The following is a 22495-nucleotide window of genomic DNA, read 5'->3' as shown; positions in this document are numbered from 1 at the left end:
TTTTTACGCATATTGAGGTAGCTAATTGAATATTCGACTTATACTGTCAGGCGTTGTGTCATTCATTTTTTATTTTAGTTGGGCCTACTGGGCAAACAGTTCGGCAGATATTGCTAAATCGGTCACGCTTCAAGCTGCATTAGTGCAAGGTTTGTATAGTGGATTTGTAACGCTGTTTTTTACTTTTATTTTAGAAGAGGTCGTCAACAAGTATAAATCTAGTTATGTAACGCTTGCGTTTGTAACTCCAATTATTTGTATGTTTCATTCTAAAACACCACAAAACGTAGCAATACGCCAAAGCTTCAATAATGCAATTAACTCTAGCGCCTCGCACCTAAATAACAAAAAAATAGCAGGTGTACTTTTCGCGCCTATTATTCCAATTACAGTTCAATCAAGCTTAGTGATTATAGTGAATGTAATTAATGAGACACCTAATTTGGCACTTACAGTAGCCCCAAGCATATTTTTTACAGCCTTGTATGCCTACACATATATGTTAGCTTTACTTAAAAAATAGAGCGTTAAATATAAAAGACTACATGTTGAAGGAAGGTTTTTATAATTTAGTGCAGAGAATATCATGAGAAATATCTTGTATTTTATGTTTATACCCGCCTAAAAGATTACTATTTAAGCAGTTAGCTTGCTGATTATTAAAATAAAGGTTTTTGGTAGTGACAAGCACCTAAAAAGTTTTTATACTGCAACCCGCTTTAGTCGCTCTGTGACTGAACGCTTCAAAAATTAACTGTCTTGCAGTTATATAAAAGTTGGCCCCTTAGCTCAGTTGGTTAGAGCACACGACTCATAATCGTTAGGTCCCCAGTTCGAGTCTGGGAGGGGCCACCACTTTTACACGCTTTCCAAGTAAACACCTACTAACAGAAATTACCCTGTGCTACCTCTGTGCTACTTTTGAATTTACCACACTGAATTAATACAGTATAGTTTTAACAAATAATCAAACACATAACGGACTATAGATGCACGGACGAAAAGTAAATATTTCTTTATCATTAATTGTTCTTATTTCTTTATTTTCAATAACTACTGTTCTACTTATCTTATATGCCATGGAGGTGTTCGATCAAAAGTGGGCACCAATTGTAGGTGGTATGGCAATATCATCTTTAGTTTCCTTAGTTCAGTTTTTGATTGGCTATAAAAATTACCGAAATAATGAAAAGCTTGAGGATTGTGGTGTTTTAGAGTTTCTTAGCACCAGAGGTGATAAGAAATACTACTCTCGATTAATAAATAAAGCCGATGCTAAATTTGACCTGATATTTCACACCTCTAAGCGTTTCTTTGAAGATTTTTGCGAAGAAGAAGCTGAAGATAATTTTCTTATAAAAAAGCTGGATGGCAATCAAAAGCTAACAGTGAGAATGCTGCTGACCCACCGGGATTTTCTAGAGCCAGAAGAGCAGCCCTCATATGACATCAGTAAACGAGCGATTAAACGCCTTACTGATAAATATAATCAACGCTTCCAGGTAAAGTTTTATGAGCATGAGCCCAATCACAATCTATTTATTACTGATAAAGACGCAGTAATAGGGCCTTACTTCAAAAATGAAAGAGGAAAATACTTACCTTCAATACATTTTCGTTCAAATGCTAGTTTTGTAGCCCCTTATAAGAAATTTTTCGATACTGAGTGGGAAAATGCAAAAAGTTTCGATTAGTGTTCCGTTAAGACTTCATTTTAACTTAATTGCAATGCACCAGTGCTCGTTTAGATGCAATGGTGGGTTTGGAATGGCTGTTGATACAGGCTTTAAATTAATAGGTAAAAAATCCAGTATTATTGAATTTAAACCTGCTTCTCAAGAGCTTAGGCCTACATTAGATAGAATAGTTATAAAACTTGAGCAAATAAGAAAAGACCTAAAGCTTCCTCATGGTTTAGAAGCATGTTTATATAATGCCCCTCTACCACATATTGGTTTAGGGAGTGGTACAGCTATAACTCTAGCTGCCATTGAAGCGCTTTTGATTATCAATAGGTATGACTATACGTCTCAATTTTTGCAAGTACTATCGGGTAGAGGTGGAACTTCTGGGGTGGGTCTTCATTCATATTTTACTGGGGGATTCGTATTTGATACAGGAATACAATCTGAAAATAAACCGCATTTACCTTCGGCCTTGGTTGAACCCAACAAAATTCCAACTTTACTTTTTCAAAAAAGCTATCCTTTTGGCGATATAGTATTTCTTTATCCAAAAGGTATGTTTAATAACTTCGGGCAGCAAGAGGCTGATTTTTTTAATGCCATTACTCCTATCGCTAAAATAGACTCTTTTGAAGCATGCTATAACGCAATATTTATGGTTTCAGCATCATTAGCAGACAAAAATTATGAAACATTTATTGAAGCAATCGATTTAATAAGAAACACAGCATGGAAATTGGCTGAGGTTCAATACAGTGGTTCTAATGTTAAAAATATTTTTTCTATGCTTGAAAATGAACATGTTAAGGGTATTGGAATGAGTAGTATGGGGCCAGGGGTATTCATATTTTCTCGAAAAAATAAAAAGGTTATTCGCGATGTGAAAGAAAAATATGATTTAAATGAGATATTACTAAAGCCAAATAACACTGGACGGAAGTTAGAGTATGTTTGAGCTTATCTTTTTTACTTCAAGTCGAATAAAGATGCAAAATGCTCGTCATATATGTAGAAATTATGATATCACGATAAGAAATTTCAATGAAATTACTAGCTTAGCAAACTACAAAGAACCAAGATTATACAATAGACGCAAACTCCTTGAAATGAGCTTCCAAAGTGCTTTATCTCAACTTAAAAAATCTAAGCTTGGTGCAGTTAAGCCATTTTTAATCGAAGATACCTCTGTAGATATTCATGCGCTTTCTAGAAAATACAACTATGAATACCCAGGCCTTGATGTTAAGTATTGGATGGAAAATGCAAATTTTATAGATATTGATTTAGAACTAGATTTACTAGGAAATGATCGCTCAGTTACGGTTAGATCGGATTTAGTTTTATATTTGCCAGAGGTTAGAGAAGAGCCTTTTTATTTTGTAGGTAAGACAGAAGGCAGCTTTACGATTAAAGAATACGATTTTGAATCAAATATCATATACCCGTGGCTTGATAATAAAACTTTTAACAAATGGTTTGTACCTGTTAATGTTTCAACCGTATTGAGCATGTTACCTATTGAAAAAGCAGATCTGTATGATTTTAGAAAAAAAGCATTTGAGGAAATGTTTAAAGTTTTAGATCGCTACAAATTGCTTAAAGAGAAAAGTAAAATTACAAATTCATTAAGCAAAACAGGTAGCTTAGTTGATAATATTAATTGTCACATTATCTATGGATTAAGTTGTTCAGGTAAAACCACAATTGCGACATACTTAATAAATAAGTTTGATTTCCTACACATAGAAGCTTCTGACTTTATGCATGTTATTTATTGGCAACATCATGGGTTGGGAAGTGATATTGCGATAGGGGCTTTTGCTAGAGAAATATTGAAGACTTCTCCATTTCTAGTTGCAGAGAAAGTTCTTGAATATATATCTTCTTTTGGAGATGAAAATATTGTGATTACTGGTTTCCGCTTAGTTGAAGAGGTAGAGTTTATAGAGCAAAATCTTTCTGGTAAATATAAAAGTAGAAGAGTCTTAGTGACAGCCAATAGTCAGCTTAGACTTAACCGAAAGAATCAGCGCAACAGGCCCATCGACAGTATTAATGAAGAAGGTCTCCAGGAAAGAGATGAAAGGGAATTGGAAATGGGGGTTGCGAAACTAATTCATGAAAAAGCAAAAGCGGTGGAAATATCTAATGAGAGCTCGTTGAACGATTTATATACTAACTATGAATCGAAGCTCGTTTTAGCAGGACAGGGCTTGCAAACAAGGCAAAAACATTCTAATTTTGAGAAGCTTTCTCTAAAAGAGTTAATTATATTAGTCTTATATGTTGCTAGAGGAGATGCTGAGAAATCTGAATTCTTTACAACCACTCAGGTCACAGAGATGATTAATAATAACGGGATTTCTAAGCCGAAGCATGTGACTAATGTTGGCAGGTTTTTTAAAATGAATAGGAGTGAGTTATTTGAAATTGCTGTTATTAATAAAATTAGAAAATATCGCTTGTCTAATACTGGAGTCGGTTTTGCGAAACTGATACTTAGAAAGTTTGAATTCCCTCATTAGCCTGAATATTAACTAGCCGCTTTAATAATTAAATCCTTTTCGTCCTGCTCCTTACTTTAAATAAACCTCTGTAATCTCAGCTCTGAAGTGACCCAGCTCTTGCGAAACTGTTTCAAGAGCTATTTGCCTACTAAGCCCCAAACCTTTAAGCTCAACCATTCTCTCTTGTGCGTAGCTATGCCTGAGGCCATGACCGCCATTAGAAAAAAATAGTGTACGACTAGATGCTTTTGAGAATGAGCATGACCATTTATGACCACCGCCAATATCATAACGTTGCAAGTAGTTAATTTCCCTGTCACGAATGGTAATAGGCTGTTCTAAGCGCCTTTGTTCTAGCTGTGTAGCCAGTGCGTTAGGTATTAGTACATCACGGATTAGGCCACCTTTGCCTTTCACTGTATAAATACAACCTTCTCGACCAAGCCATTTACTGTCTAGTGCTGGACGGCTATCTGCTTTTCGCTCTGATACTCTGGCAATCGTTAAAAGTTCATGGGCTCTTAACCCTGCTGCGTAGGCTATTTGTGTAGATAAATTATATTTTCTAGTTTGGTGTTCACTAATTGCATGAGCTTGAGCAGGAGTGTAGGCGCGAGACTTTTCGATTATCTCTTTTTCGGATTTTATTACAGTCAGTGTTTCTTTAGGCCCAAGTTTGCCGTTGAGTTTAAACATAGCTTGAATTGCTTGCCGTTCCATATCCAGTGTTTTTTGGCCTGCAAACTCACTGCGGTAATCAAGATATTTATAAGCATCTTGAATGCTCATGCCTTGCACACCATTAATGCCAATATCCTTTGACCATCTAGCAATTTTTATAAGTGCAGTTTTATAATTACGAGCAGTGCCAAGCGATTTAATAATTTTGTGCTTGTATAAGTTTTTAGCTAGCTTCTGGGCTTGCGCTTCAGGCTTTGCGAACTTAGGCATTTTTATCAATCCATCGTTTTATAGTACTCCAGTGTGTTCTCACTCCTTTACGCAAAAGCCATCGTTGCAAACAAGCAATGCTTGTTGCTTCTTTATGAAGCGCTAGCAGTTTGTGTTTATGAATATCGAGCTTTGATGGCTTGAATCGTTTTTTACTGATTAGCTTTTTTTCGTTTTTCAGGCGCAATGCTTCAGCCTTAGCATTAAAAGACATAGTAACTCTCCAGGGGATTTGTAAGATAGACTGGCTATTAAAGCTCAGCGGCTAACACCTATTCGCCCCTGTTCAACGCATATCGTTTGGCTCGGACTGATCTCGCCATTAATTATTTTTGATACGTAAAAGCATCAATATGATTTTCACAGTGAAGTGAAACTTGTAAACCTCGTTACTACGTTTTGAAGGCAGCTGAACAGCGCCTGTATTTTTCTTTGCTCGTTAAGAGCTAAACTAGCTTCTAGATTAGCACTTTTTCAAACCATTTCAATCTGCAAATAAAAGTATGCGTATAACGCCTTATATCCCCAGACCCCGCTATGTGTAAGCCGATTTTAGGCTTCTACATAGCGGGGTCTGGGCAAAGCCCAGTAAAAAGGAGGCGAATTGCTCATGATGCCTCATTTTGAAATGGTTTGAATTACAGTGGAGGGAAGTTTGGCATGCCAAACTTAATACCTACTTGCTACAGAAATATAAAATTTTTTCTGCGAGTTCATCTTCTATGCAATACAAAAATGCAGTAGGCACTTCTAAAATATGAGCTAATGCTTTAACTGTTTTGAAGTCAGGAGCATGAACACCTTTTTCATACCAATTGGGAGCATGATTTAAACTTGCCAATCACCTACAGTTTTCATTAAATTTTTAGCTTGAGTTTGGCATGCCAAACTTTAAGCCCCCTGTTTTGAGCAAAAATTTAGCCTTATATTATTCAATAAAGTGCTAATTTCCTTCTAAGACCCTTACTTGCATCTATCTGTAGATCATCAGACTTACTTTGCATTACCATCTTTTACTATTTTAAAAAAAGCATCGAAAAATTGACCCCCCCCCTTTTTGAGAGTCATTAATTCTTAAATTTATTAGTATTGCTTCAAGTAAGAAGTGTTAGCAATAAGTATTAATTTATTGCATTTGATTTATTTGAGGAAATATTAATGAATAACAAAAAAGTAATTTTTTATCGCACTCAAGAGGCGGCAGATCTTCTTTGCATAAGTAAACAGTCTCTGTTTAATCAGATAGCAATTAATAAACAAAATTGTGACAGATACCCTTTACCGCCGTATATAAAAATAGGTCGTCGGGTTTTGTTTCCAGTTTCTGATTTTCATGAGTGGTTAGAATCACAGCCTCGCTTCTAAGTGACGGTCTACATGAATTGCTCAATGACACATGTGAGCTTAAAGTCAGATATGTTTTCAATGGTGTGGCCTGTTTTTGCATTAGATGGAAAGTCTAAAGGTGCGTTGGATTTTTCATATAAAGGCGTATCTATAAAAATTGTACCAAGCGTTTTAGGTCGAGCAACCATCAAAGATAAAGAAATACTCATTTATTGCTTGAGCCACATAATGGCTGCAAAAAACGCTAAGTTAGAGCTTAGTAACACGGTTTGCTTCAATACTTATGATCTCCTAAAAGCCACAGGAAGAGGAACATCAGGTAAAGAGTACAAGCTTGTGGAAAAGGCTCTATACCGACTCGCAGGAACATTAATAACTACCGATTATAAATTTAATGGTCGAAGATTTTTGGAAAGTATGGGTCTCATCGAAGGTTTTAAGTTAATCGAAGATAGTGGTTTAAGTTGCTGGCAAGTAATATTGTCCGATTGGCTCATTGAGGCGATTGATGATAATGATGTTTTAACATTACATGAAGATTACTTTCAATTATCCAAACCATTTGAGCGTAGGCTTTATGAAGTATGTCGGAAGCGATGTGGTAGACCTTCTATGCAGGTTATCAAACTAGATAATCTCCGTGAAAGAATTGGTATTAAGCTACCGCTACCAGCCTTAAAGAACCGTATCCAAAAACTTAAAAAAATTTTAGATTATAGACTTAGGGTTGAGAGCGATAACGTACTCATTTTTCGCGATAATGAAAGTGGCAGAAGACAACTTGCAAAGTTTGAAATTGAACGTTTACGAAAAGAATAAAGCTCAGGTTAGTATCGTACTTTTGATCTTGAATAGTATCGTACTTCTGATGAAAACTGTCGTACTTTTAGTTTTTATGAGTCGTACTTTTGAATTTCATTTCCCTTTTAAAGGTTTGTATTTAATTTATATTTTAAGTTTTAAACGGGTGGGATAGCGAAACGTATTTTAAATATATAAATAAACGTATTTTATAGTTCTGATATTATAACCCCTAAATTTATACCGCTTAATTCTGATAAGTCAGATGCATTATAACATTCGATTTTTAAAGTTGGTCAGTCAAAATGAAAATTTAAGCTTGGTGCCAAAATGGCACCGCTATTGACTGCAAGGTGGAATCACTTTATAATGTAAGAATACAAGTAAAGTTTTAATTACTTGTTATTGGCCCAATCGAACTTAGTTGCAGCTGTCCTATTTTATAAACAAAGGAAGCTCGATAAGATTTTTGGAACTAGGCCTTTATAAGGCCACTCTCTAAGAATTTAATTCTGGAGGGGAATAGAGGATCAAATATGAAAACTCAAAATATGGCGACCGAGCGTATTACTGCTCGAGTTACAATAGAAAATAGAGAGTTGCTGGAAAGAGCAGCATTATTATCTGGTGCAACAAGTCTTAATAGTTTTTTGACTAATGTAGCTATTTCAGAGGCTCAGCGAGTTGTGAATTATACGAATGTATTACAGCTGAGTGAAGCAAATGCAAACGCATTATTTGAAGCGTTAGACAAACCTGCGAATGTTAATGATAAGCTCTTACAAGCAGCCATGAAATATAAGGCTCGTAAGAATAATGAAAATAGAGAAAATTACCACCGAACATGATAAAAAGTCATTTGACTGCGGTGTTCAACCGCTAAATAATTACCTGAAAACAATCTCAGGCCAACACGAAAAAAAACATCTTGCAAGAACATTTGTTCTTTCAGATGGAAAAGTACCTTCAAAAATCATCGGCTTTTATACCTTAGCTATGATGAGTATTGACCAATCATCTTTACCTCCGGAAATGGTCAAGAAGCTTCCAAAAGGCAATTTAAATTGCTCTCTTTTAGGCAGGCTCGCAATAGACATTCAGCATCAAGGGCAAGGCCATGGTGAGTTTCTGTTGATAGACGCTATCCGCAATTCTTATATTGCCTCTCTTTCAGTCCCTACCCCCATGCTAGTTGTAGATGCTAAAGATGATAAAGCAAAAGAGTTTTATGAGAAATATGGATTCATTGCTTTTCCTGACGAGCCTTATAGGTTGTTTCTTACGATGAAAGATAGTGAGTTGCTTTTGAACAGTGCTGACTTAATTTAGTTGAAAATTATTAGATTTAGTTTACGTACTCGTATCGATAGTTGCTAAATTAAGCAGGTATCTAGAAAGTAATTTAATATCTATTTGCAGCTTTTATGAAGCTGCAAATTATAATTCAAGCAGAGCAGTTCGCAGGCATCATCTTAATAACGTACTTACTAATTCTATTTTTTGCTCCTTGCTTAAACTCTCTAGCTGCAGCTTAATATCTGTTAATCCCAAGTTGTAACTGGGGCTGATAAGCCCCGCATATTTGGCTATCGTTTCTGTTATTTTTTCTGCTGGCTCTTTAAGCTCCTCAGCGGTTAAGATTAAATAGCCTGCAGTTACATCACTTTTGTCTGTAATATGGTTTAGAAGGCGTTTCAGGAGGTATCCCGACACTCCGCTACTCTCAGCCATTGATGTAAATGTGCGGCGTAAATCATGTGAAGTGATTTTTACTCCTGCAATTTGGCATACATGTTTTAACGTTTTTTTAGGATCAGTCAGATAGCCTTTTTTACTATTTGTACCAAACACATAGTCAGATACTTTGTATTCTTTTCGTCGATTAAATATCTCAGCTAATCGATCTGTAATGGGGAACTCTACGTCCAAGCCATTTTTTGTATCCTCTAAAATGAATATCCTATCTTCAAGGTGTACTTGTGACCATGGAAGTTGCAGTAGCTCAGACCTTCTCAGGCCTGAAAAGGTTAAAAACTCCAGATAATCACAAAAGCCGACACGACTATTTTGACGATATTTAGCAGCTTCATTTCTAACTTCATATAATGCGTCTATGAATGGTTTTAGTTGTGAACGACGCAGTCTTGTTGTTTTACGCTTTACATTATTCCAGCTTCGTTTTTCAGAAAGTGCATCTACAGGGTTTTCTGGAAATAATGAGCGACCTTCTGAAGACTTGTATTCAGCTTTAGCAAAGTTAAATAAAGCACGCATTAGGCGCATGGTATAATTTGCCTGAGCAGGGCTTCTTGAGGTTATTTCTCGCTGGCGCTTCAAAATCATGGTTTGATTAATATCGGCTAGGCGCTTGTTATGCCAATCTGGTAGATAGCAGTCCATTTTTTGCTTATAACCTCTTTCAGTTATAGGCTTAAGATCTCTAGATTTAATATATGACTCAAAGGCTTCTTTCAGAGTAATAGAAGCGGCTCTAAATTGGCGCTTAAGATCGTTTGGGTTTATACCCTCAGCAATATCTGCCATTACTTTTTTAGCCATTCGCCTTGCATCATCAAGTGTAATTGATGGAAAGTACCCAAGGGTGACATTAATAGGGGTTTCTCTTCCTGGTATCTTTTTATAAACTCTAAATGACTTCTTACCTGCTACGCTCACATCTAAAATGAGTCCTGACAATAGATTGTCATAATAGCGAGTGCGTTTACCGTTTGGTTCTATCTTTTCAAGCGATAATTCTGTGAAGCGAAATTTGGTGTCTGACATATCGTGCTACCTCTGTGCTACTTTGAACGTAAAATTTAACGTTTTGAAATACATAATGATTTATGCATCAGAGGTAGGTTTTATTCAATAACCCTATGATATAGCTATGAAAATTAGTAAATAGTTATATCAAAAAGTAACTCGTAGTAAGTCCTTGTTTTGCAACTCATAATCGTTAGGTCCCCAGTTCGAGTCTGGGAGGGGCCACCACTTTTACAAACTTTCCAAGTAAATATCTACTAACCGAAATTACTCTGTGCTCCTTTTTTTAAATGGAAAAAGATAAAATAATTCAAATGTGGAAAGTAATAAAAAATTGATGTACCCTTTTATTTTTACTGAACGAGGGAACGTTATGTCAAATAAAATTATGATCGAACGAAATATCGGTGTTTTGCGCGAAAAAATTAGAAACGCAGATACAACAACTGTCATGGGGTGTGTTGCGATTGCAACAAGCGCTGATATGCTATCAGGCGCAAAATTATCTAAACGGCAATATAGCTTCATTGTTAACAGTCGTCAGCGATGTAACCTAATAAAAACCGCTCTGTATAAAGATTTAACTAAGTTAATAGCTGAAAAGGCCATACCTAAAATATTATCTGCTGCAGATCCAACCTCAGATTTATCTAAAACTGCTTTTATGGCCGAAGCTACCGCAGACGCTGCCGGTGAGGCTCTTGAGGTGAAGACAGGTATACCAGCATTTAAAACAGCTGCTGTTTTAAATGCATTAAGTACTGGTATTCAGATTAAAACTATGTGGGATATTCAAGCGATCGAAGATGGCTTTGCTCAAACCCCAAAACAGTTTGAAAAATTATTTGCCGATTGGAGAAGTTGGAATATTGAAGAGCGTTATCAGGTGGACCGATGAAAAAATTATTAATTTTATTACTACCCAGCACATGTTTTGCACAATTTTCAGACTTATCGTTATGTGAAAACAAACAAACTATGCTTGGATTGGATTTTTATACAAATTGTGTGGGGGTCGCAGATGCCTCTGTGCATAAATTAAAGTCTGAGATAACTGCTAAACAGCTATATGACTACATAACTATTGGTATCAAAGATGTTAGCGTTTTAGAAAAGCACCTTTCGGATGATTTGATAGGAATTGTACATGCATTAATATCGATTGATCCAAACCCACTTTATTATACTACTGTTGGTAATAATGTTTTAGTCAAGACCAAAGAAGGGCTTAATATTTTTGAAAAGCATGATGGTTATTGGTTACAAAAATTAGTATCAGAGAGATCCGGTAGATAAATAGAGTTATCTCAAAAGTAATTTGATGTTGATAATTACTTTAAACAGGTTTCGGTAATTTCAGCTCTAAAGTAGTCTAGCTCTTGTGGTAAAATTTTAAGAGCTAGCGATCTGCTAAGTCCTAATTTTGTAGCTCAGTCATCCTTCCTTATGCGTAACTATATCTAAGTCTATGAGTGCTGTTAGTAAAGAGCAGAACGCGATTAGATGCTTTTGAAAGTGAACATTTATGGCCTCTGTCAGTATCATAGCGTTGCAAATAGTTAATTTCCCTACCAGGCACTGTCATAGGTTGCTCTAAGCGACCTTGTTCTTTCACAGTGTGTTTTGAGCATTCTTTTTATTTATTAGTAATGTTATCTACTGGCGTTCGTAACTCATCAGAAGTTTTTTATAAACAGCTGTGAGCAAGTATTTAATACAAAAAAGCCCCTATTGGGGCTTTTTTGTTATTAGTGCTTACTTCTATTGCTCAAAACTACAAGAGTTAACTAATTTTTACGGTATATTTCATGCTCAATATCGTAAATATTTACACTTAGGCTGTCTGATGCTCTGCAATATGTTTTTAAGCACGAAAGTAGCAGTTCGCTTAGCATTTGCTTTTGCTCAATTGAGCGTCCCGCTAATATATGTACCGCAATATGTATAAACCCAGATTTTCCTGCGCCTAGTTGATATTGCTGATAAGCAATAGCGCGCGTTTTTATGGTTTCTAACTCAAATAAATCGCTTTCAAAGGCGGTATTGTGAATTTTTTCTACGAGAACTTGTGGTAATACAGGGAGGTCTTCTGAGTGTTCAATAATAATGTGCGGCATTTAGGCGTTTCCTATTATGAGTTACTGCATGAGCGAGAGTTAATTGTATCAAATACAACAGGGTTCGCTAAACCCTGAGCTATCTAAAATCTTTACTTTAAACTAATTTAGTCGTATTTATTTTTGATGTTAGTATAAAAACATACAGGTGAACCTTCGCTTAGTAACGTAGGTGCTAAGTTACTTATATATTAATTAAGGATAAGTATGAAATTACCACAAAAATTTAAACGTTTAGTTTTACTTGCAGGTGCGGTTGTTGCATTAAGTGCTTGCTCTGATGATGTTGCGTCGGTAAGTCTTGGGTTATTTACAACTAAAGATGTTGTAGTTAATTCGCAGCAAGATCCAATCCTCGAAGGCGTTACTTGTCATATTAGTCATATAGAGGCTAATTTGGACTTTTCTGACCCGTCAGATATGTCTATAGCGTGTCGTCAAACGGGGCCTATTACAGCGCAGCAACTACAAAAAATAGACCGCAGTAAATCAGGTGAGGTGATATTTAAATCATCTAAAAGTATATTATTTAAATCACTAAAAGTGCGCCGAATTTACGATGCTGAAAACCGTACCTTATTGTATTTATCGTATTCAACTAAAGAATCCAGTGGTAGCCACCACCATGCACTATCAACAGTGCCGCTATACAATACTCAAGCGTGGGATTGGGCGCTTACACAAAAAAACTAAACTAGCACTAAAACTTATAAGAGCACCTTATGTTAGCTTTATTTAAATCGGCACCTTTATTGGAAGATCAAGAGCAGCAATGGCTTATTGATACATTTATTTGGGCTGTAGAAAACTTTGATGCTGAATTTTTTACAAAGCACACTCAAATAATACTGCCAACGGCCTCGTTTTTCCCCGATTCGGTATCGAGCATTGAGGAAATGGCGAGTAATGTCTTTACCCGCGTTACTAATTACGCGGGTATGAATGCATGGCCTATTCAATTAGTTGCACCTCAGCAGTTACAACCGCAAGTTTTTCCGCACTTTGAATTTAGTGATGAAATACGTGGCAAAGGCAGCCATTTAATTGTGCCGCCAAGCCATAAGGTCAGTATCTCCTTTAATCCTAATCAGATTAATCAGCCACAAGATTTAGTGGCAAGTTATGCGGGTACATTGGCGACCATACTTATTCATCACGTTGGGGTGCTACCGCCAGGTGGTAGGGAGTATTTACCACAAGCTGCAGATGCACTTGCCTGTTTTTTAGGGTTTGGCGTGATGATGAGCAACACTGTGTATCAGTTTAAAGGCGGTTGTGGCTCTTGCTATAACCCATACGCTAACCGTGAAGCTAAGTTAAGTGAAACGCATACGGTATTTATGCATGCCCTGATTAGTTACTTTAAAAACGATAAGGTGTCTAAAAAACACTTAAAGCCGCATTTACGTGGTCAGTTTAAAAAAGCACAAAAAGAAATTAAAGCATTGGTAAGTAACTCGGCTAACCCGCTGTTATTAGCTTATTCGCCAAACTAGCAAGGACCTGCGTGGAATACTTAGATGAATTTTTACTGATTGTTATTGCTCATTTTTTTGCAGTAGCAAGCCCTGGGCCTGACTTTGCTGTTGTACTCAAACAGAGTGTGCAACAAGGTAGACGCAATGCACTCTGGACAAGTGCCGGTGTTGGCGCTGCTATTTTATTGCACATTGCCTATTGTGTTTTAGGTGTTGCGCTTATTTTAACGCAGTCACCTAGCTTATTTATGGCGCTTAAATATGTGGCTGGTGCCTATTTAGCTTATTTAGGTGTGCAGGCGCTTAGAGCGGCAAAACCACCAACAAGTAATCAAGACAATGTAGAAATAAAAACGGTAGTCGAAGAACCTGTTTGGCTTGCTTTTAGGCGCGGCTTTTTCACAAATGCATTAAACCCAAAAGCCACGTTATTTTTTATGTCGTTATTTACACTCGTGATTAGCCCAACCACACCTACTAGTATACAGGTCGGCTACGGCGTATACATGGCATTGGCTACGTGGGCGTGGTTTTCAATGCTTTCAATGATACTTTCTAGAAATAATGTAAGGTTTTTTTTCCAACAACGCGGTTATTGGTTTGACCGTGGAATTGGCGTTATTTTAATTGCCCTTGCAGTACGTGTTGTTATTTAACTTATTTAAAAAGTGTAGGAGGTAAAATGCCGTTATATAATTTTTCGTTTGGCTCTAATATGTCATCTAATCGTTTGCTAGCGCGCTTACCGAATGTAAAGCGTGTAGGAACAGCGGTACTTAAAGGTTATGAGCTAACTTTTGATATGCTATTTAAAGATGGCTCAGGCAAGTGCAGTATTTGCCCAAGCGATAAAGAAGACGCGCTGGTTTACGGCGTTATTTATGAGCTTAATGAAGATGAAAAAGTTATTTTAGATAGTATTGAGGGCGTAGGTTACGACTGCGTAGATATAGCCCCAACGCTTTTAACGGGTGAGAGTGTAACTGCACATTGTTATATAGCTAATACCCACGACAGCGACGTACTCCCATACGATTGGTACATAAAACACGTTCATCGCGGATCACTTGAAGCGGGCGTACCAAAAGAATACAGTGATGCGATATTAAATCGCGCACAAAAAAGCGATACCAATCAAGAACGCGCAGCAATTGAATTTGCAGTTCATCAAAAAATAATAAAATAGGATTGATATGAAATTAACCAAACTTGCCGCAATTGCACTATTAGCGGGCACTACGTTTAGTAGCTGGGCACAAGTTGATACCAACAAAATTGACGATGTTATTAAAGCCTCAATGGCACGTTTTGACGTACCCGGTATGGCAGTCGCCATTGTTGAAAACGATAAAGTGATATTTGCTAAAGGCTTTGGTGTAACTAATCTCGATACCAACAAAAAAGTAAACAAAGACACTTTATTTGGTATTGCTTCAAACACCAAAGCATTCACTACTGCGGCACTGGCAAAGTTGGTTGATGAAGGTAAATTAAGCTGGGATGACCGCGTCATTGATCATTTACCAGAATTTAGATTATACGACTCATACGTAACACGCGAAATGCGTATTCGTGATTTATTAAGCCACCGCAGTGGGCTAGGGCTTGGGCAGGGCGATTTAATGATTTGGCCAAGTACCGATAAGTCAGTTGATGAAATTTTAGCGGGATTACAGTATTTAAAACCAGCGAGCAGTTTTCGTAGTAAGTATGCTTATAACAACTTGATGTTTGTTACCGCTGGTGAGGTGGTTGCACGTGTGTCGGGTATCAGCTGGAACGATTATATCGAAAAAAACATATTGCAGCCGCTACACATGGACAACTCGCGTGCGGGATTTTCGCGTATTCCAAAAAGTAATAAAAACTGGGCAACCGGTCATATTCCTATGGATGGCACGCTTCATCCATTTTTTGTGAACTACCTAGAAGATTTTAGAGGTGCAGGTGCAATTGCTTCAAGTGTAAGCGACATGAGCCAGTGGCTTCGTACGCAATTAGCAGGCGGTAAAATGCCAAACGGCAAGCAGCTATTTAGCGAAAAGCAACAAGCGCAAATGTGGCACCCACATATTACGTCTATGGCGTCTAAAAGCGCGTTTGAATCGTATCATCAGCAGTTTAGAGGTTATGGGTTAGGTTGGAGCATTGAAGACTATCACGGCTTTAAAAAGCTAGGTCACGGTGGTGGTATTTTAGGAATGGTATCGCAAGTTACTTTATTACCGGAGAAAAGGCTCGGTATTGTAATTTTATCTAATCAACAAGCTTTTGGTGCGCTTTCGGCGGTAACCCATGAAGTTCTTGAAGATGCGCTTGAGCTTGAAGATAAAGACTGGGTAGAGGATTTAGCTAAAAGTCATTTTGAAGGCAAACAACGCGCGTACGCTAATGCAAAACCAGAAGCACCGGCTGACTACCAACCGCAATTACCAAACATTAATTACACCGGTACATTACATGATGATTGGTATGGCGATGTGATTATTGAGCAACTTGATAGTAAATTGCATATTGATTTTACGCATACCAAGCGCTTAAAAGGCACACTTGAGCATTACACTGGTAATACATTTATTGTTAAGTGGGATGAAAAGCTACTTGAAGCGGATGCGTTTATTCGTTTTGAAATGAGCTCACAAAACCGTGTAAATAGCGCTAAAATGCGTGCAGTATCAACAGCGGTTACCGACTTTAGCTTTGATTTTAGAAACCTGCATTTAAAAGCAAAGTAGCTAATAGCTTTGATATTTAAAATGTTGATATAAACCAAAGTCGCAAAGCCACCCGTCGGTGGCTTTGTTATATTAAGTTTTTACACCTTGTAAGGGACTTTTTATGCGTACCGCTGTTATTTCTCATCCTCATTGCCGTAAGCATAAAATGATAGACGACCATCCTGAGTGTCCAGAGCGCTTAGATGCAATTACCGACAGATTATTAGCCAGCGGTGTAGATGTTGGCTTAACCCACCTTCAAGCCCCTAAAGCCGAGCGTGAGCATTATTTACTTGCTCACGATGAATCTTTAGTTAAACACGTAGAAGCCACGATACCAACCGAAGGGCTTGCTAATTTAGATGGCGATACTTGGCTATGCCCAGATTCGTTTAAAGCGATTGAGCGTGCAGTAGGTGCGGGGGTTTTAGCTGTTGATGAAATACTTGCTGATAAACTCGATGCCGCTTTTTGTTCTGTGCGCCCGCCAGGGCATCATGCTAATAAAGATTCGTCATCCGGATTTTGTGTATTTAATAACTTAGCCATTGCTGTTAAGTACGCCCAAAGCAAAGGAGTTAAACGTATTGCGATTGCTGACTTTGATGTACACCACGGTAATGGCACACAAGACATTTTTATTGATGACGAAAACGTACTGCTTTGTTCGTTATTTCAGTATCCGTTTTATCCTAATACAGCGGTTAAAAATAATAGTCATATTGTTAATTCACCTCTGCCAATTGCTAGCAATGGCGACGACCTAAAAGAGGTGTTTACTGGGCAATGGTTACCAAAATTAAAAGCGTTTAAGCCTGAATTACTTTTTATAAGTGCAGGGTTTGATGCTCATCTAGAAGATGATATGGCAAGCTTAAAGTTTGTAGAGGATGACTACATTTGGCTTACCGAGCAACTATGTGGTGTTGCTAAAGAGGGCGGTTGCAAAGGGGTTATTTCGTATTTAGAGGGGGGCTATGCGCTATCAGCTTTAGGTCGCAGTGCTGTAGCGCATATAAAAGTACTTACTGAACTTTAAATAAAAAGGGAGTTTATAACCCTAGTAAATCAAACGCCTGCGCCGCACTTAGGGTTTTGATTTTACCAAGGCAGCATTGCCCTTCATTTAATAAGTAAGCTGTAACAAGCTGTGCTAGCTGCTCGCCATTCAATTTAGGGCAAGCAGTGCCTTGTAAATTAAGGAAGTCACCTTGCTTATTAAGTACTCGCACATCGCTTAGCTCACTTTGCGTAACGCTGTGTAAGCATTCTTGTTGCTCTTGTTGGTTATGGGCTATCTCAAGCTCATTATAAATAACCAATAACTGTGGGTAGCTGTTTAACATAGCTCGTTAGCCTACTGTTACTTCGTAAGATGTAAATTTACGAATATTAATAACGCCTTTTTCAAAAATTAAGTATTGGCCTTTAATACCTTGTAAAATACCACTTACTACAGGGTCTTTGTCAAAGTTAAATGAGCTGATTTTTGTAGGATACTCGGTTACTGGGAAGTCTAAATCAACCACATCTTCATCAAGTTGTTCTATTGCTGTTGCACCAAATAATTCACTTAGCTCATTTAGCTTCTCACTAATTTGTGGGATCAGTTCGGCTGCAGCTGCTTTTAAGTCAATTGCTTCGTTTTGACCTTTTAACATATTGCGCCAATTAGTTTTGTCGGCAATAAATTCAGCCAATGCAACTTCCACTAAACCTGATTGCAGGCGAGTTTGCACTTTAAAAATAGGCAATGCTTGAGTTGCGCCTTGATCAACCCAACGAGTCGGTATTTGTGTGTGGCGGGTAATACCTACTTTTAACCCAGAGGTGTTAGCGAGATATACATAGTGTGGGATCATGCAGTTTGCTTCGCCCCATTCTGGCTCTCGGCAAGTACCTTGGTCATAGTGGCAGGTTTCTGGTTTCATAATACACATATCGCAACTAGCAAGCTTGCGCATACATACAAAGCAGTGACCTTGAGAATAGCTTTTTTTGGTTTTTTTACCGCAGTTAGAACATAAAATAGTGCCACTAAAGGTAAGCGTAAGCTCCTTACCTATAAATGCATTTAAGTCTACTAAGTGCTCACCTACTGGTAAGTGATATTGTACTGGTTCGGTTAAGCTCGATTTTAGTTTACGCAGTGTGCCTTGCATCTTTACTTGGCCCCTAAAGATGTTAAAAAGAGGAGTCTAACATTTTTAAGCTATATTGGCTTTTTAAGAAGTGTAAATAGTCGGTGTAAGGCAGTGCTTTTGCATATAAATAACCTTGGGCGTAGTCAGCGTTCATATCTTTGAGTAAGTGATGAATTTCTTGGGTTTCTACCCCCTCAATTGTTATTGATAAATTAAGGTTATGCGCCATATCAATGGCTGTTTGTACAATAACTTGGTGAGTTGGGTTATTAGGTAAATCAAAAACAAATGACTTATCTATTTTAAGTTCACTAAAGTGATAATTAACTAAGTAGCTAAGTGACGCGTAGCCAGTTCCAAAGTCATCCAGTACCACTTTAATGCCTAATGCTGTTAACTCATCAACTAGCTTTATAAGCGCATCTTGGCTATCTACGAATGCGGATTCGGTAAGTTCAAATTTAAGTAACTGTGCCGGCACTTGGTATTTAATTAAAATGTTTTCTACTTTTTCGGCTAAGTTATTTATAGTTAGATTTTTAGCACTTAAATTTACGCTAATTGTGTGCTCGATATAACCATTTTTTATAAGCTTGACTATGTCTTTACAGGCTTGCTCTATTACCCACAGTGTTAGCTCGTTAATAATACCTGTGTGCTCAGCAAGTATTATTAATTCTTCAATTGATAAGTTGCTGTAAGTTGGATCGGGCCAACGTAATAAAGCTTCTGCGCCACTTACTTGGTTACTGAATAAATTAATTTGAGGTTGATAGTAAAGCGCTAGTTGATTGGTTTGGATGGCTTTTTGCAACTTAGCAGCTAAAGCAACATCCATCATCAGGTTATTTGTGTTTGACGATGACCCAACTTGATTAGCGCTACTTTTTGCTTTTTTAAGCGCTAAATAACCACGTTTTAACCAATATTCAAAATCGTTACTTTTACCTGCACTACTAATACCTATGCTGTAGCTAAGCTGCAGGTTTAGTCCTTTAATTTCATATTGTTTTGGCAGGCTACTGATTATTTTTGTTAATAATGTTTCTAGCATTTCTTGGTTTTGTGTTTTAGTAGAAATACAGGCAAATACGCCACTACTCAAATCGGCTAAGCGTGGGCTGGTATTTAAATCTGTTTCGAGGTTTGTAAATTCGCGTTCATGGCTTAGTTCTAATTCAAGCTCTTTGGCTACATGCTTTATGAGTGTGTAGCCCTGAGAAGAGGTAATAATAGTATTGAGCGAATTAAAGTGACGTATTTTTATTAGGCATAAAGTTGTTGAGCGGTTTTGACTTTGTAGTGCCATAAATGCTTGTTTTAGCTTAGAGCTATTAAGTAACCTTGTTTGTTGTGTGTGCGTGGCATGGTAAAGCGCACGCTCTCGCTGATACCTTACTCGGTCTGCTAATGCCATTGCCATTAAAATAACTTCACACAGAATCGCAACTAAAAAGGCATGGCGAGTTGTAAAGGTATACGGTAAAACTCCAGTAAGTTCCATAGGTTGAATTACCGCACCAATTATTAGTGGTATCCATGAAAAAACATAAAACTTAGCCCACCTAAAACCACTACGTAACTTGTTATATATTAAAATAATACAGGTAATATAAAGTAGTGCCATCACACCAAAAAATATAGGAGCCGCTATGTTCTCGGGAATAAACAAGCTACATACAGCAAGAATAAACATAAGCCAAAGTAGGGCGATGCTCATTTTGTAGCGCCAGCATTTATCCTTATGGTAGCGCAAAAACATGATGCAAAAAGAAAGGGTGAAAAAAGCGACACCATAATTACTAAATACGACTTGTTCGTTTATAAGGAGCTGCCAGTGATTAGGCCATATATAAAAACCAAAACCTAATACAGCCCCCATTAGCGTAATAGCGCTGACGATGTAGCCAATATAAATTAAATAAACACGGTCTTTTATGCCAAAATAAAGCACCAAGTTATAAAGCGCAGCCATCAATAGCACGCCTACAAAAATACCCCAGATCCCAGTTTGAGAGCGCACTAAGTCAATAAACTCTTTATCACGGTATAAGTTTACAGGTGTTTTACTTATGCCGATTGTGTCTATTTTCATTACTAGGCGCTGTGACGACTTTCTTTCTACTAAAAAACGAATATGCGGTACGCTGTATTCAAACAAAGAGAGGGCTTCTTCCTTATCGCCGAGTTTGTATGTTTCAATTAGTTTGTTATTTTTGTCGAGGCGATAAACCGTAAGGTGATCGACCATAGGGTTGTCAAAATGTGCCACAACATTTTGCTTGTTAAGGCTTTTATTTTCTAAATCAAGAAACAACCAATAGTTTTGCTGGCTAAAACTCCATGGAACATCTGAAAATGGTTGATGAGTAAGTAATTCAGGTTGGTTAATAATGGTATCGAATGTTTTAGTTTTAGTTTCGTCAATGTAGTAGGCGTAATCGAGGTACATTGGAGCCGTTTTATCAATTGTATATCGTGTAGGCACGACAAGGTTTGATGCCAATGTACTGATTATAAAAAATATAAAGATCAGTATGGCAACAGCAATTGCATGATAACGTAAAGTTCTTAGTTCCAACGTTTGTGTACTTTCAAAAAACCTTTTAATTAGTGTAGCACTAAAAAAGCGCAGGGAAACTGCGCTTTTTTAGTTAAATTAATTGGTTATACCAATGAATAGGTATTACAAGCTATTGCTCGCGTGCAATAGCACGGTAAGCAATATCAGTACGATATTCCATACCATCCCAGCTAATTTGTTTAACAAGCTCATAGGCGCGCTGCTGCGCTTGCGTAACGGTATTACCAAGTGCTGTTGCGCATAATACGCGACCGCCTGCGGTTACAACGTCATTGCCACTTTGCTTAGTACCCGCATGAAACACTTTTTCACCCGCAGGGTAATCAACTTGTAGCCCCGAAATTGCGTCACCTTTAGGATAATCACCAGGGTAACCTTTAGCTGCAAGTACAACACCAACGGCTGCGCGTGGGTCAAACTTAATCGTTGTTTTATCAAGTTCTACACGGTTAGCAGCTTCAATCAATTCAACTAGGTCTGATTGTAAACGTAGCATCATTGGTTGAGTCTCAGGGTCGCCAAAGCGACAGTTGTACTCAATTACTTTAGGGGTACCTGTTTCGTCAATCATCAAACCTGCGTATAAAAAGCCGGTGTACGGATGGCCTTCGCTTGCCATGCCTTCTACCGTAGGGGTGATCACTTCGTTCATAATACGCTGGTGGATTTCATCAGTAACAACTGGCGCAGGTGAGTATGCACCCATGCCACCCGTGTTAGGACCAGCATCGCCATTGTAAGCGCGTTTATGGTCCTGACTGGTAGCAAATGGTAATACGTTTTTGCCATCAACCATTACAATGAAAGACGCTTCTTCACCGTCTAAAAACTCTTCGATAACAACACGACTTCCCGCATCGCCAAAAGCATTACCCGCAAGCATATCGCGAATAGCATCTTCGGCATCGGCTTNGCTTCCGTCATTGCTACAATTACGCCTTTACCTGCAGCTAAACCATCTGCTTTTATAACAATTGGCGCGCCTTTTTCTTTTAAATAAGCAAGGGCAGGGTCAATCTGTTCAAACGTTTGATAATCGCCTGATGGAATATTGTGGCGTGCTAAAAAATCTTTAGTAAACGATTTAGAGCCTTCAAGCTGGGCTGCGCCTGCCGTTGGGCCAAAAATAGCCATGTTATGTTCACGAAACTTATCAACAACACCCAGTACTAACGGTATTTCTGGACCTACAATAGTAAGCTCTACCTTATTTTGCTGTGCAAAACTAAGTAAACCCTCTAAGTCGTCAACGTTTATTGCTACGTTTTCAAGTTTTGGTTCAAGTGCAGTACCTGCATTACCAGGGGCTACAAATACAGTATTTACTTTGGTGTTTTGAGCGGCTTTAAACGCAAGTGCGTGTTCGCGGCCGCCGCTGCCAATGACTAAAACATTCAT

23 protein-coding genes, 1 tRNA gene and 1 pseudogene are annotated in these 22495 nt (G+C 37.8%); 17 read left to right on the top strand and 8 right to left on the bottom strand.

Features of this window, described 5'->3' with window-relative positions:
* Positions 1 to 25 precede the first annotated feature (25 nt).
* From L656_RS0117635 to L656_RS0117615, 5 genes are all read left to right on the top strand, one after another.
* On the top strand, positions 26 to 523 hold the full coding sequence (locus L656_RS0117635; protein WP_024600180.1) for a hypothetical protein: 498 nt from the start codon (positions 26 to 28) through the stop codon (positions 521 to 523).
* Positions 524 to 778: 255 nt separating this feature from the next.
* Positions 779 to 855, top strand: a tRNA-Ile gene (locus L656_RS0117630).
* A 134-nt stretch (positions 856 to 989) separates the two neighbouring features.
* On the top strand, positions 990 to 1694 hold the full coding sequence (locus L656_RS0117625; protein ID WP_024600179.1) for a hypothetical protein: 705 nt from the start codon (positions 990 to 992) through the stop codon (positions 1692 to 1694).
* The gene (locus L656_RS0117620; RefSeq protein ID WP_024600178.1) at positions 1675 to 2640 is read left to right on the top strand and encodes a beta-ribofuranosylaminobenzene 5'-phosphate synthase family protein; all 966 of its coding nucleotides are present in this window, start codon (positions 1675 to 1677) and stop codon (positions 2638 to 2640) included. The genes L656_RS0117625 and L656_RS0117620 overlap by 20 nt, the downstream gene beginning before the upstream one ends.
* Positions 2633 to 4210, top strand: coding sequence for a non-canonical purine NTP pyrophosphatase (locus tag L656_RS0117615; protein WP_024600177.1), 1578 nt, complete (start codon positions 2633 to 2635; stop codon positions 4208 to 4210). Before L656_RS0117620 ends, L656_RS0117615 begins: the two co-directional genes overlap by 8 nt.
* A gap of 51 nt (positions 4211 to 4261) precedes the next feature.
* On the opposite strand, the gene L656_RS0117610 is transcribed toward L656_RS0117615, so the two are convergent.
* Both L656_RS0117610 and L656_RS0117605 read right to left on the bottom strand, forming a co-directional pair.
* The gene (locus L656_RS0117610) at positions 4262 to 5143 is read right to left on the bottom strand and encodes a site-specific integrase (protein WP_024600176.1); all 882 of its coding nucleotides are present in this window, start codon (positions 5141 to 5143) and stop codon (positions 4262 to 4264) included.
* Positions 5136 to 5357: a hypothetical protein gene (locus L656_RS0117605; RefSeq protein ID WP_024600175.1), complete on the bottom strand. Its 222-nt coding sequence runs from the start codon at positions 5355 to 5357 to the stop codon at positions 5136 to 5138. Before L656_RS0117605 ends, L656_RS0117610 begins: the two co-directional genes overlap by 8 nt.
* Before the next feature lie 944 nt (positions 5358 to 6301).
* On the opposite strand from L656_RS0117605, the gene L656_RS0117600 reads away from it, so the two are divergent.
* The 4 genes from L656_RS0117600 to L656_RS0117585 all read left to right on the top strand — a co-directional run bounded on the left by L656_RS0117600 (position 6302) and on the right by L656_RS0117585 (position 8620).
* Positions 6302 to 6508, top strand: a complete 207-nt coding sequence (locus tag L656_RS0117600; RefSeq protein ID WP_024600174.1) for a helix-turn-helix transcriptional regulator — start codon at positions 6302 to 6304, stop codon at positions 6506 to 6508.
* Between the two features lie 24 nt (positions 6509 to 6532).
* A complete protein-coding gene (locus L656_RS0117595) occupies positions 6533 to 7309 on the top strand; it encodes a replication initiator protein A (protein ID WP_241763448.1) in 777 nt (258 codons plus the stop codon).
* Positions 7310 to 7827: 518 nt separating this feature from the next.
* Entirely contained in the window at positions 7828 to 8139 is a 312-nt protein-coding gene (locus L656_RS0117590) for a type II toxin-antitoxin system TacA family antitoxin (RefSeq protein WP_004588650.1), read from the top strand.
* Positions 8108 to 8620 (top strand): GNAT family N-acetyltransferase, encoded by a 513-nt coding sequence (locus L656_RS0117585; RefSeq protein ID WP_024600171.1) that lies wholly within the window; start codon positions 8108 to 8110, stop codon positions 8618 to 8620. The genes L656_RS0117590 and L656_RS0117585 overlap by 32 nt, the downstream gene beginning before the upstream one ends.
* 138 nt (positions 8621 to 8758) lie before the next feature.
* Here the strand turns inward: L656_RS0117585 and L656_RS0117580 are convergent, their stop codons facing one another.
* On the bottom strand, positions 8759 to 10075 hold the full coding sequence (locus L656_RS0117580; protein WP_024600170.1) for a tyrosine-type recombinase/integrase: 1317 nt from the start codon (positions 10073 to 10075) through the stop codon (positions 8759 to 8761).
* Between the two features lie 355 nt (positions 10076 to 10430).
* Between L656_RS0117580 and L656_RS0117575 the strand changes: the two genes are divergently transcribed.
* Together L656_RS0117575 and L656_RS0117570 are read left to right on the top strand one after the other, a co-directional pair.
* Complete coding sequence (locus L656_RS0117575) at positions 10431 to 10955, top strand: hypothetical protein (RefSeq protein WP_024600169.1); 525 nt, start codon at positions 10431 to 10433, stop codon at positions 10953 to 10955.
* Positions 10952 to 11353 carry a hypothetical protein gene (locus L656_RS0117570; RefSeq protein WP_024600168.1) on the top strand — a complete coding sequence of 134 codons (402 nt, stop codon included), beginning with the start codon at positions 10952 to 10954 and terminating at the stop codon, positions 11351 to 11353. The genes L656_RS0117575 and L656_RS0117570 overlap by 4 nt, the downstream gene beginning before the upstream one ends.
* 491 nt (positions 11354 to 11844) lie before the next feature.
* Here the strand turns inward: L656_RS0117570 and L656_RS0117565 are convergent, their stop codons facing one another.
* On the bottom strand, positions 11845 to 12174 hold the full coding sequence (locus L656_RS0117565) for a 5-carboxymethyl-2-hydroxymuconate Delta-isomerase (RefSeq protein ID WP_024590599.1): 330 nt from the start codon (positions 12172 to 12174) through the stop codon (positions 11845 to 11847).
* Between the two features lie 207 nt (positions 12175 to 12381).
* Here L656_RS0117565 and L656_RS0117560 point away from each other — a divergent pair, with 207 nt between their 5' ends.
* From L656_RS0117560 to L656_RS0117535, 6 genes are all read left to right on the top strand, one after another.
* A complete protein-coding gene (locus L656_RS0117560) occupies positions 12382 to 12867 on the top strand; it encodes a CreA family protein (protein WP_024600167.1) in 486 nt (161 codons plus the stop codon).
* 29 nt (positions 12868 to 12896) lie between these two features.
* Positions 12897 to 13670: a hypothetical protein gene (locus L656_RS0117555; RefSeq protein ID WP_024600166.1), complete on the top strand. Its 774-nt coding sequence runs from the start codon at positions 12897 to 12899 to the stop codon at positions 13668 to 13670.
* A gap of 11 nt (positions 13671 to 13681) precedes the next feature.
* Positions 13682 to 14308: a LysE family translocator gene (locus L656_RS0117550; protein ID WP_024600165.1), complete on the top strand. Its 627-nt coding sequence runs from the start codon at positions 13682 to 13684 to the stop codon at positions 14306 to 14308.
* A gap of 26 nt (positions 14309 to 14334) precedes the next feature.
* Positions 14335 to 14838: a gamma-glutamylcyclotransferase family protein gene (locus L656_RS0117545; RefSeq protein WP_024600164.1), complete on the top strand. Its 504-nt coding sequence runs from the start codon at positions 14335 to 14337 to the stop codon at positions 14836 to 14838.
* A 7-nt stretch (positions 14839 to 14845) separates the two neighbouring features.
* Complete coding sequence (locus L656_RS0117540; RefSeq protein ID WP_024600163.1) at positions 14846 to 16387, top strand: serine hydrolase; 1542 nt, start codon at positions 14846 to 14848, stop codon at positions 16385 to 16387.
* 103 nt (positions 16388 to 16490) lie between these two features.
* Complete coding sequence (locus L656_RS0117535; protein WP_024600162.1) at positions 16491 to 17408, top strand: histone deacetylase family protein; 918 nt, start codon at positions 16491 to 16493, stop codon at positions 17406 to 17408.
* 13 nt (positions 17409 to 17421) lie between these two features.
* Here the strand turns inward: L656_RS0117535 and L656_RS0117530 are convergent, their stop codons facing one another.
* The 4 genes and pseudogenes from L656_RS0117530 to purD all read right to left on the bottom strand — a co-directional run bounded on the left by L656_RS0117530 (position 17422) and on the right by purD (position 22495).
* The gene (locus L656_RS0117530) at positions 17422 to 17715 is read right to left on the bottom strand and encodes a hypothetical protein (protein ID WP_024600161.1); all 294 of its coding nucleotides are present in this window, start codon (positions 17713 to 17715) and stop codon (positions 17422 to 17424) included.
* A 6-nt stretch (positions 17716 to 17721) separates the two neighbouring features.
* Positions 17722 to 18531 carry a DUF2797 domain-containing protein gene (locus L656_RS0117525; RefSeq protein ID WP_024600160.1) on the bottom strand — a complete coding sequence of 270 codons (810 nt, stop codon included), beginning with the start codon at positions 18529 to 18531 and terminating at the stop codon, positions 17722 to 17724.
* A gap of 22 nt (positions 18532 to 18553) precedes the next feature.
* Complete coding sequence (locus L656_RS0117520; protein WP_024600159.1) at positions 18554 to 21094, bottom strand: EAL domain-containing protein; 2541 nt, start codon at positions 21092 to 21094, stop codon at positions 18554 to 18556.
* 112 nt (positions 21095 to 21206) lie between these two features.
* Positions 21207 to 22495 (bottom strand): annotated as a pseudogene (gene purD / locus L656_RS01000000122410) (phosphoribosylamine--glycine ligase).

It is taken from the genome of Pseudoalteromonas sp. TAE56 (genome assembly GCF_000497955.1).
GTDB lineage: Bacteria > Pseudomonadota > Gammaproteobacteria > Enterobacterales > Alteromonadaceae > Pseudoalteromonas.
This window is presented reverse-complemented; position numbering and strand designations above follow the sequence as displayed.